We start from the raw sequence: 15,460 nt of genomic DNA, 5'->3' as shown, positions 1-15,460 counted from the left end.
GGCTGGACGTCGGCGCCGTAGTCGGCCGGGGGTTTCTCGTCGAGCTGCTTCTTCTTGGCCTTCATGATGTTGGGCAGCGAGGCATAGCGCGGCTGGTTGAGGCGGAGGTCGGCGGTGATGATCGCCGGCATCTTCAGCTCCACCGTCTGCAGGCCGCCATCGACCTCGCGGGTCACCTTGGCCTTGTCGCCGTCGAGCACGATCTTGGAAGCGAAGGTGCCCTGCGCCCAGCCCAGCAGTGCCGCCAGCATCTGGCCGGTCTGGTTGCTGTCGTCGTCGATCGCCTGTTTGCCGAGGATGACGAGGCCGGGCTGTTCGGCGTCGACGACGCCCTTCAGCACCTTGGCGACGCCGAGCGGCTCGGTCCGCTCGTCGGTCTTGACCAGGATGGCGCGGTCGGCGCCCATGGCGAGCGCGGTGCGCAGGGTTTCCTGCGCCTGCTGCGCGCCGATCGATACGACGATGATCTCTTCGGCCTTGCCGGCTTCCTTCAGCCGGATCGCCTCTTCCACCGCGATTTCGTCGAACGGGTTCATCGCCATCTTGACGTTGGCGAGTTCCACCGCCGAACCATCAGCCTTCACACGAACCTTGACGTTCGCATCCACAACCCGCTTCACGGGCACAAGCACTTTCATCGGATTTTCCTTTATTCACCCAGACGGCGCGGCGGCTGTGCGTGCGTACTGCATGAGGTTGAAGTCGGGTTTTAGGAGCAGTTCCCGCGGAAGCTCGACACGAGCTCCGAAGAGCCGGCGCGCTACCATGTGCGTTCTTGCATCATTCATCGTGTCAACGGCCACGGCCAAGCCATCGCGAAAGTACCAAAACGCTGAACAGCCCGGTTCCGCCGACACTGCGAGGATGTCATCGTAATCAAGCGCCAGACCAGCTGTTTGCAACTTGGTGTCGTATTGGTCGCTCCAAAACCATGGGACGGGCTCGTATGCCACCGGTCTTCCCAAAATGGCATTAGCGACGACACTGCCCTGCTCGATGGCGTTTTGTACCGATTCCAGGCGGATTGACCGGCTGCCAAAAGGAAAAGCGGCACAATCACCAGCCGCATAGATGTTGGGGTCGGAGGTCTGACCGAATTTGCCAACAACGATGCCATTTTCGACTATCAGGCCGGCTTGCGCGGCGAGCTCAACATTCGCCATGCCACCAATCGCAACCAGCACCAAATCGGCAGGGAGCATCCTCCCGCTTTGCAAAGATACGCTCGAGACTTTGCCGCTGTCGCCGGAAAATCCTTTCAGCTGCTCATTGGTTAGGATGGTCGCACCGTGGCGCACATGAAGTTCTTCGATCGCTTGAGCTGTTGGAGCGCCTGCGACGCGCTTGAGGACCCGGTCAGCCATTTCGACAATGGTGACCGCATTGCCCATTCGAACAGCAACCGAAGCAACTTCCAGCCCCACGTAACCGCCGCCAACGACGACGATGCGCTTTGCGCTTGCTAACGCGCTCCGAAGGCGATCGGCATCCGCGATGCTCCTCAGGGTCAGGATCCCGTCCAGGCCGTGCGTCGTCTCTTCTGGAAGGGCCCGCGCCCGTGATCCTGTGGCTAAAACGAGCTTGCTATAAGAATAACTTCTGCCGTCAAATGTCCTAACAGTTCGGGTGTTGCGATCGACGGTGCTAACGGAACTTCCTCGCTCGACCATAATTCCGGCCTTAGCGTAGAACTCCTGAGGACGAAATTCCAATCGCTCCGCTGTTGTCTCGCCCTTCAGGTAGGCCTTGGACAGCGGAGGCCTTTGGTAAGGCAGCCATGGCTCATCACCAAGCATGGTAACGGCGCCGTCGTAGCCGGAGTCGCGTAACTTTACGGCACACGAGAGCGCAGCCTGCCCCGTGCCGACAATGACAACATTGTCCTGCATATGTTCCTCAGGGGGTGCTTTTGCTCTATGCTGCCACTAGTCTAGTCGCAGCGTGATCGATTGCTTCTTTCGTCCAGGCCAGATCACTGTCGGTCAGGGCAAGGGATGGGTAGATCTTACCCGGAGACTTGAAGATCCCCTTCTCACGCAGGGCGGTATTAAATGTACCGGCCGCCGCGGAATTGCCTTTTGCGACGTCTTGATAAGATTTCACGGTTTGCTCAGTGAAGACCACGTCAAACAGCACTGGATCGCCGACGATCTGGTACGCGATACCGGTTTGGTCGAGCGCGTTGCTAAGCATTCCCATGACCGTTACGCCATATCCGCGAAGTCGGTCGTAGTTACTGGGTCGACGCAGGATCTCCAAGGTTTTGAGTCCGGCCACAGCGGCAAGAGGATTACCGCTTAGCGTCCCGATCTGAAGGGTGAACCCGTCCTTCCCAACAGCTGCTTTGTCGAAGTGGGCCATGATCTCCGTCTTCCCCGCAACCGATGCAAGCGGAAGGCCGCCTCCGATGATCTTGCCCAAGGTGCATAAATCGGGCACCACGCCGTATCGCTCCTGAGCGCCGCCGTAGGCCAGGCGGAATCCGGTGACAACTTCGTCGAAGATTAGAACAATGCCTCGCTTCGACGATTCCTCGCGCAATGTCTCCAGAAAACCTGGCGCCGGTGGGATCAAGCGCTGGAGCGGCTCTACTATGATTCCGGCGATCTTCGAGCCATGCTCAGCCAGGAATTGACGCACGAATTCTACGTCATTGAATGGCGCGACAAAGACGCCGTCACGGACTTGCTCGGGAATCCCGGCCGAGTCTGGAACGCCGTTGGGATAATTCTCAATTCGGTCCGGAAAAACACTGATCAGCGCTTCAGACGACATCCCGTGATAGCCGCCCTCAAACTTCAGTATTTTATCGCGACCAGTATGCGCTCGTGCGAGACGCATAGCGTACATATCCGCCTCGCCGCCTGTCGAAACATATCGAAGCTGTTCTGCACACGGCACCGCCTCGCAGATGACTTCCGCAAGTTCGATCGCATGCCTGTTACTGGCGAAAAAGGTGAGACCCCGTGTCGTTTGCTCGCGAATGGCCTCAATGACCTCGGCATTGTCATGACCTAGGATCATAGGTCCCGAGCCTATCAAAAAGTCGATATACTCCTTGCCATTCTCGTCCCAGACATGAGCGCCATGGCCTTCTCGTATGACGATGGAAGGATCAAAATTTCCAAATCCACCGCCGGGTAAGACCGCCTTCGCACGGCTCACCCAATCGCTTTGTTTGGCGCTAGCATTCACGACGGTGTCAAGCATGTGCCGCAACCTTCTTGGTCGGGCTTGAGCTTTCAGCATCAACCCGTGGATGTTCATTGTTGGGATCGAAGACGGCGTCGCCGAGAACTGTCGCCGCTCGAGGCTCGCCGAGCACCATGACCTGCAAATTCGTTCCGACCTGCGCAGCTTCGGGAGCGACATAGGCGAACGCCAGGATTTTCCCGGCAGTCGGGGAATAGGCAATGGAGCTGACGGACCCGACCTGCCGATCACCCAGCAAGACAGCTTCGCCGCCATTTCCGTCGGACACGCCGTCGGCTTCGATCGCAAGATAAGCGCAAATCCAACTCGGTCCTCTCTCCATTGCTTCCAACGTAGCCTGCCTTCCAGCAAATTGAGGCTTGTCCAACTTGACGAAACGCATGACGTCGGCCTCTGGAAGCGTCACTTCATTGGTCAATTCCCCTGCTCCCTTGAACATCTTTTCCAAGCGCATGACGTTCATTGCGAATGAGCCGTAGTCGACTAAGCCGAAGGCGCTGCCGGTGGCATGCAGGGCGTCGTAGATAGCCGGCAGGCTTTCTCTAGAGGTATGGAATTCCCAGCCCAGCTCGCCCGCATAGGACATGCGAAACGCCCAAACCTTCTGCCCGGCGACTTCGATTTCTTGAGCCGTCAGCCAGGGAAAAGCCGCGTTTGTAAGAGCAGCCTCGGTATTCGGTCCCAGAATGTCGCGTGACCGTGGCCCGTTAAGCGCAAGCGCCCCCCACCTGTCCGAGAGATTAGTGATGGTCACGGACTCGTTCGCCGTACGCGCAAACGTCAGGTGGTCCAGGAGTCGCTGTTCGAAGAAGGCAGCGCAGGTGAAGTAGAAGCTGTCATCCGCCAAGCGAACGATGGTCGTTTCCAGCTCGATGCGCCCTCTATCGTTGAGCAAATGCGTAAGAGCAATTCGGCCGGTTTTCGATGGGAGGCGGTTCGGTATCAGTCGATCAACGAACCCGGCAGCATCCGGGCCCGACACCTGAACCTTCGAGAAGGCCGAGATATCCATCAGGCCGGCACACTCGCGCACCGCGCTGATTTCCTTCTGAACGAGCGGAAACCAGGCGGGTCGCCGAAACGAGTAATAGTCCTTCTGCTCAAGACCGTCCTTCGCGAACCAGCGGGGGCGTTCCCAACCATAGACCTCTTCGAACACAGCGCCGCGCTTCTGCAGGCGGTCGTAAAGTGCGCTTGGCTTGACCGGCCGCCCATCATGACGGTTGAGGTGCGGGAAGGGTATTTCATGGCGCAGAAGGTAATCTTCTTTTGCCTTGATGACCTGATAGTCTTGATCGGCAAACTTGCCAAAACGCCGGGGGTCGTAGTCGCGCATGTTGATGTCGGCGGCGCCGTGAACCATCCAACGGGCCAGTTCGCGCGTCAGCCCAGGCCCCCAACCGATACCAATCTGACAGCCGCAATTGAGCCAAAAGTTCTTAAGCCCAGGCGCTGGGCCGATGAGTGGGTTCCCGTCCGGGGGGTGTGAAATGGCGCCATGCACAGCCCGCTTGATGCCGAGCTGAGAAAGCACGGGCATCCGACCCATCGCATTTTCGAGCCAGGGCATAATGCGATCGTAATTGGGCTCGAACAACTCATGCTCGGCTTCCCACGGACAACCTTCGATCCAAACGGCATTGGGATTCGCCTTCTCGTAGATGCCGATCAAACCGGACTTCTGCTCCATCCGGACGTAGCCGGATACCAAACGATCATCCCGAACGACGGGAAGCTCCTTTTCTAGCATCATGAATTCCGGAACAGTGTCCGTTATCAGGTAATGGTGGGTCATGGAGGTGGTGGGGACATCGAGCCCAACCCATTTTCCAACCTGGCGCGCGTAAGTGCCGCCCGCGTTAACGACATGCTCGCAAACGATCTCGCCCTGTTCCGTAAAGACGCGCCATTCGCCATTGGGCTCTGGCTTTACGTGCATGACCCGACATTGCCGTACGATCTTGGCCCCGAGCTGACGTGCACCCTGCGCAAGTGCGAAGGTGGCGCCGGAAGGGTCAACATGGCCGTCATCCGGCGTGTACAGTGCCGCCTGTACCCCTTCGAGATTATAAAAGGGATGAAGCTCTCTGATGCGCTCCAGATCTACCAATTCCATGGTGAAGCCCAGCGCCTTTCCGACGCTCAGGGTCTGACGGAGCCAGTCGAGTTCATCATCCGTGTAAGCCAGCCGCAAAGAGCCACAGCCGTGCCAGGTTACGGATTGTCCGGTCTCCTTTTCGAGCACCTTGGAATAGAGATCGATATTGTAGCCGACGCATTTTCCGAGCGAAAAACTCGACGTCGAATGCGTGATCTGCCCAGCGGCATGCCACGTCGATCCCGACGTTAACTCGGCCTTCTCCAACAAAACGATGTCGGTCCAGCCTTCATGCGCGAGGTGATAGACGAGGCCGCATCCCATGATGCCCCCGCCTATGATTACTACCCGCGCGTGAGATATGGTCATTGTCGTCTCTCCAAGAAAACTGCCTGTAGACAGGGCTACCGAACAAGTGTACGATTGTCAAGGATGAAACACATGACTGTACCAAACGGAAAAACAGCCACAACGGTTCTCGACGATCTGACGAGCCGCCTATCTACATTCACTCCCGAGTTGCAAAAGGCAGCTGCCCACGTGCTCGAGAATTCGAACATGATCAGCATCACGTCGATCAGAAGCATGGCGCAAGGCGCAGACGTAAAGCCCAACACGCTGGTGCGAATGGCGCGCGCGCTTGGTTTTGAGGGCTACGAGGATTTTCGAAAACCCTTTCGCGAGCAAGTGATGCGCGGACGTGAGGACTTTCCCGACCGGGCCCGCTGGCTGCAGTCGCTATCCAAAGGCGGGAAACTAGCCAGCCTCTATAGCCAGATGGCATCGACGTCGATCGAAAATATCGAAGGTCTGTTTTCGGGAACAAGCGCATCCGAGATCAAGAAACTGGCGGATTCCATTGTAAAAGCGCGCACCACCTACGTCTTGGGCTTGGGTTTTGCGAGTTCGGTTGCGCGAAATTTCGCCTATCTGGCAAGCATGGCAGTGGACAGCGTCGTTGCGATTCCACGCGAGGGATCCCTTCCTGTGGACGGGTTGGTCCGCGCCGAGAAGGGCGATCTCTTGATAGCGATGACGTTCAAGCCGTACCGGCGCGAGGTTGTCGAGGCCGTAGAGTTGTCTCGCGCCTATGGCATCAAGGTCGTTGGCATCTCCGACAGTCCCGCGTCCCCTATCCTGGCCCGCGCCGACCAACGTTTCGTCCTCCCGACCGACACACCACAGTTTTTCCCGTCGACCGTTGCCTTGACGGCGCTTTTTGAAACGATCGTTGCTTTCGTGGTGGCTGAAGCGGCGGCCGATGCAGTCAATAATATCGAGCGGTTTCATAAGCGCCGCTACGAGCTTGGTGTCTATTGGAAAGAGGAACCACGATGAACGTTTCGTCCGAGCCGCCGAAACCCCTGCGATCGCTGGAAGCGCGCTACTATACCGATCCTACCATCTTCGCCAAGGAAGAAGACGGACTCCTGAGCCGGACGTGGCAATTCGCAGGCCACTCCTCTTTGGTGGAGAAACCTGGCGACTACTTCACCTTTGAGCTCGCAGGGCAGAGCCTGTTTTGCATTCGCGACAGAGATAGCCAGGTCCGCGCTTTTTACAATGTATGCCAGCATCGCGCGCACGAATTGGTAAGGGGAAGCGGGAACGCTCGGCTGCTGGTATGCCCCTACCACGCTTGGACCTATGAACTCACGGGCAAGCTGCGAGGCGGTCCCAACGTCAACGCCGTCCCGGGGTTCGATCGCAACGACATCTGTCTGACGAGCGTGAAAGTCGAACTGTTTTGCGGATTTGTTTTTGTCAATCTCGACCCGGACGCCAAACCGATGGACGAATGGTTCCCAAAGGTTCGGCAGGAGCTGACGGAATTTGTCCCTCACATCGACCAGCTGAAGCCTCTGGAATGGGTTGAGATTCCTGAAAGCTGCAACTGGAAGGTATCGATCGAGAACTACTCCGAATGCTACCACTGTGCTCTGAACCACAAGACCTTTGCTACCGGGGTTATAAAGCCCGAAACATATGACATCCAGCCTCAGGGCTATTGTCTGCGTCATACTACCGAATGCCAGAATCTCGACCGAATGAGTTATCCCATTGACCTCAACGCCAATGCGCGCGCTGGAGAATATTCGTCCTGGTTTCTTTGGCCGACATTTTCCTTTCAGGTTTATCCCGGCAATATTCTCAACACCTACAACTGGCGTATCAAGAATGTCGACGAAGTCGTCGTCTGGCGTGGTTGGTATACGATCGACGGAGCCGATTCCGACATCATCCGAAAATTGGCGATCCAAGACAGGGCAACAACCGTCGAAGAGGATATCCATATCGTCGAGGCCGTCCAGCGTGGCTTGCACAGTCGCGGATACAGGCCGGGTCCGCTCGTTATCGATCCGAACTGCGGTGTGAACTCCGAGCACTCGGTACGAATGTTGCAGCAGTGGATGCGTGAAGGTGTCGATGTCTGAGATCAAGGCCTATTGGCAGAACTATATAGATGGCGAGTGGGTCGACGGCGGTGCGGGCAATCTCACCGTGGATGATCCTGCAACTGGAGATGCGCTTGCGCAGCAGGCCCTGGCGAGCGCGCAGGACGTTGATCGCGCCGTGAAGGCCGCCAAGGCCTGTCATGAGTCCGGCGCGTTGACAGAAATGCGCCCCGTCAAGCGGGGGCGAATGGTGCGAGCGATGGGTACCTATCTGCTCGATCATATCGATGAGGTTGCCTATGTCCTATGCCGCGAAGCGGGCAAACCGCTTTGGGAGGCCCGCATCGAGGTCGAAGGGGCGGCTCGATATTTCGAGTACTACGGCAATCAGTGCGAAACGATCGAAGGTCGTTCCATACCTCTCGGAGACGGCTACTACGATTTCACGGTCTATGAACCGTTCGGCGTATCCGCGCATGTCGTCCCCTGGAACTATCCACTTGAGATGACCGCACGCTCGTTGTCGGCGGCTCTGACAGCAGGCAACGCGTGCGTCGTAAAGACGCCTGAACTCGACCCTCTGACCAATTCGTTCATCGCAAGCGCCGCCGAGTACGCGGGGCTGCCGCGGGGGGCGGTGAACATTCTCTGCGGCTTGGGCCGCGAGGCGGGCGGGACCCTCGTCAGCCACCCCGACGTAAATCAGATCGTCTTCACCGGCTCGGTTCCGACAGGGGTCAGTATCGCGTCGGCCGCTGCAAAAAATGTCGTTCCATGTGTGCTTGAATTGGGCGGTAAGTCCGCCGCGATCGCTTGGCCGGACGCGAACCTGGACCACCTCGTGTCGAATGTTCGTTGGGGGATTTTCTTCAACGCGGGCCAGGTGTGTTCGGCTATGTCTCGGCTGATCGTGCATGAGGACGTGCACGACGAAGTTGTTGAGCGGGTTGCGGACATGGCGCGCTCCATTTCAGCAGGTCCTGGCGTGGATAGGCCAGAATTCGGTCCCAACATGGGTGCCATGATTTCGGACTCGCAGCGAAATCGAGCTGAATCCATGTGCCAGCAAGCCGAGCGGCAGGGAGGGCGTGCGGTTGTCGGTGGCAGGCGCCTCAACCGTCCAGGATTTTTCTTGGAGCCGACTGTCTTCGACAACGTAACACCGGATATGACGATCGCACGAGAGGAAGTCTTTGGGCCAGTTCTCTCGGTTTTGAAGTTCGGCAGTGACGATGAGGCGGTGCGCCTGGCGAACGGCACCGATTATGGCTTGGTCTCCGGTATCTTCACGGCAGATGTCGATCGCGCGATGAAGACCGCCCGGCGCTTAAGAGCCGGACAGGTGTTCGTCAATGAGTGGTACGCCGGCGGCGTCGAGACACCCTTTGGCGGCTACGGCAAATCGGGCTACGGCCGCGAAAAGGGCCGAGAGGCGCTTTGGAACTACCTGCAAACCAAAAACATCGCGATTGCCATTCGCTGAAGGAGAACTCCGTTGCAACAGGATTTGTTTGACGTCGGCCTTGCCAAGCGCAAGGCGACGTTAGGAGCGAAGTACGTCGAAGCCAATCTCGCTGCGGCCGATGATTTCACCCGGCCCTTTCAAGAGGCGATGACAGCATGGTGTTGGGGTTTTGGTTGGGGAGATGAGACGATCGACGCGAAAACGCGTTCGCTGATGAACCTCGCCATGATCGGCGCTTTGGGCAAAATGCATGAATGGGAAACCCATTGCCGCGGCGCCATTACCAATGGCGTCTCAACGGACGAAATCCGCGCTGTTGTCCACGTTGTCGGCATCTATTGCGGCGTTCCCCAAGCGCTCGAGTGCTTTCGCGTTGCCCGCAAAGTGCTGCAGGAGCAAGGGTTGCTATGAAGATCACCGGTATAACTGTTTGGCAGGTAGACTTGCCTCTCTCGAAACCATATTGGCTATCGGGAGGACGACTTCGCTTTGACAAGCTCGACAGCACGTTCGTCCGGATCGACACCGATGAGGGCATCTCAGGGTGGGGTGAAGGATGCCCCTGGGGCAATACCTACCTACCCGCCCATGGGCCTGGTATTCGCGCTGGAATTGGAACGCTGGCGCCCTCTCTATTGGGGCAGGATCCTTGCGCTCTCGACGCCATTAATCGAACGATGGACGTTGCCTTGCCTGGCCACCTCTACGTCAAATCGGCACTCGACATGGCGTGCTGGGACATACTGGGGCGCGTTTCTGGAATGCCTCTTTGGCGGTTGCTTGGAGGCGACAAAGCCGACCCGGTTGCCGTCAACTCGTCTATTTCCACCGGATCGAACGACGAGATGATCGCGCTTATCCGTCAGGCCTACGAGCATGGATATCGGACGCATTCGGCGAAGGTTGGTGGCAGTGATCCTGTCGTTGACATCTCGAGAATCGAGGCAATCGAAGCGGCTTTGCGCCCCGACGAAACTGTCACCTATGACGTGAACCGCGCCTGGGTTCCTGCCGTCGCGGTTCAAGTGTTGAATAATGTCGCCTTGCGTGGATGGGTCGAGCAGCCTTGCGAAACCCTTGCGCAATGCGCCCAAGTGGCAAGCCGGGTGAAACAGCCTATTATGCTCGATGAGTGTCTGCATACCTTCCAGGATCATCTTGATGCGTGGAAGGTCGGTGGGTGCGAGGGCGTCAAGGTGAAGCCCAATCGGGTTGGCGGGCTGACCAAGGCAAGGCAAATTCGCGACTTCGGCGTGTCTGTCGGCTGGCAGATGCATTTGGAGGATCTTGGGGGATCTGCTCTAGCCGACACGGCAGCCATACACCTTGCGTCCTCCACCCCGCGCGAAAACAGACTCGCGAGCTGGCTTTGTCATCACCACCTGGCCGTCGATCCTGTTCCAGGTCAAGGGGCGCGGAACGTCAAAGGCTATGCCACGCCCCCCTCGGCGCCTGGCTTGGGAGTGAGCCCCGACGCCGACCGGCTTGGGACACCAGTGTCGACGTTCCATTAATTCGGGAATTCCGCATGAGCTCACAATCCGTAATGCGTGCCGTTGTACTTACTGGCCACGGCGGCCTGGATAAACTCGACTATCGTGAAGATTGGCCCATTCCGGTGCCGGCCGATGGGCAGGTTCTGATCAGAGTCGGTGCCTGTGGTTTGAACAATACGGACATCAACACTCGCACGGCCTGGTATTCCAAATCGGTGACAGATGGAATTACCCCATCGACCGGCAGCGATGGCTTTGCCAACGCTCGATCGGAGGAAGGAAGCTGGGGGGGTGCGCCGGTTCGGTTCCCTTTGATCCAGGGCGCTGATGTCGCTGGTACCATCGTCGGTGTCGGTGAGGGGGTGGATGCCGCACGAATTGGTGAGCGGGTTATAGTGGATCCCTGGTTGCTTGGCACCGGTGATTGGATGGACCTTGCCAATGCGATCTATTTCGGATCGGAGTGCGACGGCGGCTTTGCCGAATATACGGTCATACGCTCCGGCAATGCGCTGCCTATCGACACCGACCTTTCCGATGCCGAGCTTGCAACATTCCCCTGCGCGTACACGACGGCCGAGAACCTTGTGGCGCGAACGGACCTTCGTCCCGGTGAGACAGTGGTGATCGCGGGAGCTTCGGGGGGTGTCGGGTCGGCCGCGGTGCAACTGTGTCGGCTGCGCGGAGCGCGTATCGTTGCTATAGCGAGCCCGTCGAAGGTGTCCAGCCTTAGAGAACTGGGCGCATATGCGGTCCTCGATCGAAACACACCTGCCCTGTCAGACGCAATCCGGTCAGCGGTAGGCGGCCAGGTCGATGTCGCGATTGACGTCGTCGGAGGCAAGATTTTCAGTCATCTCATTGAGGCTTTACGCCAGGGGGGACGGTATTCCAGCTCCGGCGCCATTTCAGGGCCTACCGTCGAGTTCGATTTGCGACAGCTCATCTACAAGGATCTGCAGCTCACTGGCGCAACCATTGTGCCACCTGGCACTGCTAGGCGACTTGTAGTCCTCATCGAGCAGGGACTGCTGAAGCCACTTCTGGCAGCGCAGTACCCTCTGCGAGAGCTCCCCCAAGCACAGCAGGCGTTTATGAATAAACAGCACGTCGGGAACATCGTGGTCACCACGCACTAGGCGCGAGTCTCCAACGGGGGCTATCGGCCCCTGTAACTTAAGCCGCCGCCTGAAGCCTGTTAGGCTAGGCTGACCGCTCTGGCGAGCGCTGCACGGGTCTCTCGGATCGAGTCCAACCATTCCGGGTCCATCTGTGGAACCGAGGTTAGCAGGAGCTGCGTGTAAGGATGATGTGGAGGGGCGAAGAACTCATCCTTCGGGCCTTGCTCAACGATGCGCCCTTGATTCATCACAACGACTTCGTCTGCGATAGCTCTAACGGTCTGCAAGTCATGCGTGATGAACAGATATGAAACTCCGAGATTCTTTTGCAGGTCCATCAGCAGCCTAAGGATGCCCTGCGCCACCGATTGATCGAGGGCCGATGTTACCTCGTCACAAATGATCAGATCGGGCTTCGCGGCTAAGGCCCGCGCGATGCACAAGCGCTGTTTCTGGCCACCTGAGAGCTCTTCGGGAAAGCGATCCAGAAAATTGGGATCCAGCTCGATCTGCTCAAGCAGCTCAATGATGCCTCCTGTGCGAACGCGCCCCGTGAGCCCGTGGTAGAAGGTCAGGGGCCGTCCAAGTACCTCCCGCACGCGGTGGCGCGGATTCAACGATGTGTCGGGCATTTGATGAACAAGCTGAATGCGTCGGCGCAAGTCCAGGCTGCGGCGTTTGAGCGAGGAATCAATCGCTCTGCCTTCGAATAAAAGGGTACCTTTGCTGCACGGCAGCAGGCCGGTAACGACGCGCGCGAGTGTTGATTTCCCCGAGCCTGACTCACCCACCACTGCTACCGTAGCGCCCTCCCCTACGGAGAGGCTGACGTCATGGAGTACCTTGATCGAGCCGTAGGCGGCATCCACGGAGGAGACGGTTAGGATCTTTCGACTTGCGGTCGTTGTTTCGCTTTTTGGAGCATCACGCCTCAGGAGCTGGCGCGTATAGCCGGCCGAAGGCCGCTCTAAGATCTGCCGGGTCTTGCCTTCTTCGACCAGTTCGCCGTGCCGGAGCACCATGATGCGATCGGCGAGCTGGGCGACAACCGCCAGATCATGGGTGATATAGATAGCCGCGGTGTGGAAATCGCGGACAACATCCTTGATCGCTGCCAGCACCTCGATTTGAGTGGTCACATCAAGGGCCGTCGTGGGCTCGTCGAAGACGATGATATCCGGCTTGCAAGCCAACGCCATCGCCACCATCGCCCGTTGCAACTGGCCGCCGGAGACCTGGTGCGGGAAGCGCTCGCCGAAGGACTCCGGATTGGGCAGATGCAGCTTTCGATAAAGTTCGACCGCCTCAGCGCGCGCGGACGAAGCATCGCGAACACCGTGAACGACGGCAACTTCGGTATATTGATCGACAAGCCTGTGCGCTGGATTGAAGGCAGCTGCCGCCGACTGAGCGACGTAGGCGATCCTCACGCCTCGCAGCCGGCGCAATTCTGCCTCGGAAAGCTCGCTTAAATCTTCGCCGGCGAACAGAATGGTCCCATCCGTGATCCGGCAACCAGGTTTAACATACCCGAGCGCTGCAAGCCCTATCGTCGACTTGCCGGCGCCGGATTCGCCGATAAGACCAAGGATCTCACCGCGTCGCAGCGTGAGATCAATCCCTTTGACGATCTCGGCCCAACCGGCTTTGCTTTTGCCTCGGACTCGAAGGCCTTTCACATCCAGTATGACGTCGCCTTTGGTGCTGCGGACGCTATCAAGTTTCGTCATCTAAACCGCTCGATTCGTGCAGAAACCAATCCACTAGAAAATTTACTCCGACCGTCAGAAGGGCAATGGCGGCGGCGGGCAACAGTGGGGTGATATCACCGTAGGTGATAAGAATTGCGTTGTCCCTCACCATGGAGCCCCAGTCTGCTGTGGGTGGCTGCAGGCCGATGCCCAAAAACGAAAGGGAGCTGATCAGGAGAAAAACGAAGCAAAAACGCAAACCGAACTCCGCCACGAGCGGAGGCAAAATGTTCGGCAACACCTCACGAGAGAGTATCCAGATCAGCCCCTCCCCCCGCAGGCGCGCTACCTCCACATAATCCATCACCGCGATGTTCATTCCAGCCGCGCGCGCCAGGCGAAAGACGCGCGTCGCGTCGAGCACGGCAATAATCGAAATCAACGAAGTGACCGACGCACCGAAAATCGTAAGCAGCAGCAAGGCGAAAATCAGCTGCGGGACTGCCATCAGGATGTCTACCAGTCGCGCCAGGGCTTGGTCGACCCAACCGCCGACGACAGCCGCGACAAGCCCGGCGCTGCCACCAATAAGAAAGGCAAGCGATGTCGTCAAAAACGCGATGCCGACGGTGTTTCGTGCACCGTATACTAATCGCGACAGCGTGTCCCGACCAAGATTGTCGGTACCCAATAGATGCTGGGCAGTCCACGGATCAAACTGTGATCCAACCACCTGGCCTTCCCCGTATGGGGCAATCACGGACGCAAATAGCGCAACCACGACGTAGATGACCACGATGACAAGACCGAACCATGCGCTTAGAGGCGCCACACGAAGGCCTTCGAGCAAAGCCCTAAAGCGGCCGGGATCCTGGTGATGAGGCCGGCCGGCCGCGGCTATGTTCGGCAGCGGGGAAAGATCAGCGGGAGTACTCATTTGGGGTACATAAGCCTCGGATTGGTTGCAATCGCCAACACGTCGGCGAACATGTTCAGCAAAACGTAAGTGGCTGCAAATATTAGGCTGCAGGCTTGAACGACCGTAACATCGCGGCGCTGAACGGAGTCGATCATCAGCTGCCCGAGCCCCGGATAGACGAAGACAACTTCGACCACGACAACGCCTACAATGAGGTAGGCCAGATCGATCACGACGACGTTGATAATCGGCGCCAGGGCATTGGGCAGCGCATGCCACACGACGACCCGCCGCTGGCCAATGCCCTTCAGCTTTGCCATCTCTATAAACGGGCTGCCCAGAACGCTAATAATTGCCGCCCGTGTCATGCGCATCATATGGGCGGTGACGACCAGAGTGAGCGTCAATGCCGGTAACGTCACCAAGTAGAGGGAATGCGTAAAACTGTCGCTGTCTCTCATCGTCGACAGGCTGGGAAACCAGCCTGCCTGGACGGAGAAGAACATGATCAGGATGTAGGCGACGAAGAACTCGGGAAATGAGATCCAGGTGAGTGTAATTGCGTTCGTCAAGCGGTCGAAGACCGACCCGCGATAAAGCGCAGTGAGCAACCCCAAGAGCAACGACCCCGGCACAGAGAAGCAGGCCGCAACGCCGGCTAGGAACAAGGTATTGCCCAGTCGCTCACCTATCAACTGTGAGACGGCACGCCCGTTTGCCAGGGAGTGTCCGAGATCCCCGGTGAGCAATCCGCCGAGCCAGTGCACATATCTGATGTGAAGGGGCAGATCGAGCCCCAGCTCGTGTCGAAAGGCGGCGACCGTTTCAGGGAGGGCGGACTGGCCCAGTATTTCGGTCGCCACATCTCCGGGAAGCAGGGACACCCCGAGGAAGATAAAAAGCGACACCACCCATAGGACAAAAATCCCCAGGGCGAGGCGCTTGACGATCAGCTTTGAAATGTTTCCCAACGGTCCCTCCGCGAACAGTCATGGCACAAATGTTTTTGTATGGACAGCCTAATAAAACAATCGTACCTTCGTCAACCGACGGACGGTCGG

Annotated in this window: 13 protein-coding genes; 6 read left to right on the top strand and 7 right to left on the bottom strand. The window is 58.0% G+C overall.

Annotated elements, in window-relative coordinates:
- The 4 genes from NKI06_RS26530 to NKI06_RS26515 form a co-directional block, all read right to left on the bottom strand.
- Positions 1–638 (bottom strand): electron transfer flavoprotein subunit beta/FixA family protein (locus NKI06_RS26530; protein ID WP_352987614.1); only part of this gene is annotated, 638 nt, incomplete at its 3' end.
- 15 nt (positions 639–653) lie between these two features.
- Positions 654–1,889 carry an NAD(P)/FAD-dependent oxidoreductase gene (locus tag NKI06_RS26525; protein ID WP_352544116.1) on the bottom strand — a complete coding sequence of 412 codons (1,236 nt, stop codon included), beginning with the start codon at positions 1,887–1,889 and terminating at the stop codon, positions 654–656.
- Positions 1,890–1,914: 25 nt separating this feature from the next.
- A complete protein-coding gene (locus NKI06_RS26520; protein ID WP_352544117.1) occupies positions 1,915–3,210 on the bottom strand; it encodes an aspartate aminotransferase family protein in 1,296 nt (431 codons plus the stop codon).
- Positions 3,203–5,680: an FAD-dependent oxidoreductase gene (locus tag NKI06_RS26515; protein WP_352561578.1), complete on the bottom strand. Its 2,478-nt coding sequence runs from the start codon at positions 5,678–5,680 to the stop codon at positions 3,203–3,205. The genes NKI06_RS26520 and NKI06_RS26515 overlap by 8 nt, the downstream gene beginning before the upstream one ends.
- Before the next feature lie 72 nt (positions 5,681–5,752).
- Here NKI06_RS26515 and NKI06_RS26510 point away from each other — a divergent pair, with 72 nt between their 5' ends.
- Genes NKI06_RS26510 through NKI06_RS26485 form a run of 6 tightly spaced genes read left to right on the top strand, consistent with a single transcriptional unit; the run spans position 5,753 to position 11,807 of the window.
- On the top strand, positions 5,753–6,649 hold the full coding sequence (locus NKI06_RS26510; protein ID WP_352797638.1) for a MurR/RpiR family transcriptional regulator: 897 nt from the start codon (positions 5,753–5,755) through the stop codon (positions 6,647–6,649).
- Positions 6,646–7,746, top strand: coding sequence for an aromatic ring-hydroxylating oxygenase subunit alpha (locus NKI06_RS26505; protein ID WP_352544120.1), 1,101 nt, complete (start codon positions 6,646–6,648; stop codon positions 7,744–7,746). Before NKI06_RS26510 ends, NKI06_RS26505 begins: the two co-directional genes overlap by 4 nt.
- A complete protein-coding gene (locus tag NKI06_RS26500) occupies positions 7,739–9,190 on the top strand; it encodes an aldehyde dehydrogenase family protein (RefSeq protein ID WP_352987613.1) in 1,452 nt (483 codons plus the stop codon). Before NKI06_RS26505 ends, NKI06_RS26500 begins: the two co-directional genes overlap by 8 nt.
- A gap of 12 nt (positions 9,191–9,202) precedes the next feature.
- The gene (locus NKI06_RS26495) at positions 9,203–9,583 is read left to right on the top strand and encodes a carboxymuconolactone decarboxylase family protein (RefSeq protein WP_352561584.1); all 381 of its coding nucleotides are present in this window, start codon (positions 9,203–9,205) and stop codon (positions 9,581–9,583) included.
- Complete coding sequence (locus NKI06_RS26490; RefSeq protein WP_352544123.1) at positions 9,580–10,686, top strand: mandelate racemase/muconate lactonizing enzyme family protein; 1,107 nt, start codon at positions 9,580–9,582, stop codon at positions 10,684–10,686. The genes NKI06_RS26495 and NKI06_RS26490 overlap by 4 nt, the downstream gene beginning before the upstream one ends.
- A 14-nt stretch (positions 10,687–10,700) precedes the next feature.
- Positions 10,701–11,807: an alcohol dehydrogenase family protein gene (locus NKI06_RS26485; protein ID WP_352561586.1), complete on the top strand. Its 1,107-nt coding sequence runs from the start codon at positions 10,701–10,703 to the stop codon at positions 11,805–11,807.
- Between the two features lie 59 nt (positions 11,808–11,866).
- Here the strand turns inward: NKI06_RS26485 and NKI06_RS26480 are convergent, their stop codons facing one another.
- From NKI06_RS26480 to NKI06_RS26470, 3 genes are read right to left on the bottom strand one after another with little or no spacing between them, the layout of a single operon-like run.
- Positions 11,867–13,519, bottom strand: coding sequence for an ABC transporter ATP-binding protein (locus NKI06_RS26480; protein WP_352561588.1), 1,653 nt, complete (start codon positions 13,517–13,519; stop codon positions 11,867–11,869).
- The gene (locus NKI06_RS26475) at positions 13,506–14,417 is read right to left on the bottom strand and encodes an ABC transporter permease (RefSeq protein ID WP_352561590.1); all 912 of its coding nucleotides are present in this window, start codon (positions 14,415–14,417) and stop codon (positions 13,506–13,508) included. Before NKI06_RS26475 ends, NKI06_RS26480 begins: the two co-directional genes overlap by 14 nt.
- Positions 14,414–15,370: an ABC transporter permease gene (locus NKI06_RS26470; RefSeq protein ID WP_352987612.1), complete on the bottom strand. Its 957-nt coding sequence runs from the start codon at positions 15,368–15,370 to the stop codon at positions 14,414–14,416. Before NKI06_RS26470 ends, NKI06_RS26475 begins: the two co-directional genes overlap by 4 nt.
- Positions 15,371–15,460 lie beyond the last annotated feature (90 nt).

Origin of the sequence: Mesorhizobium sp. M0772 (assembly GCF_040320135.1) — a bacterium.
Taxonomy (GTDB): domain Bacteria; phylum Pseudomonadota; class Alphaproteobacteria; order Rhizobiales; family Rhizobiaceae; genus Mesorhizobium.
Note: the sequence above shows the minus strand (reverse complement) of the source record. Positions and strands in the feature narration are given on the sequence as shown.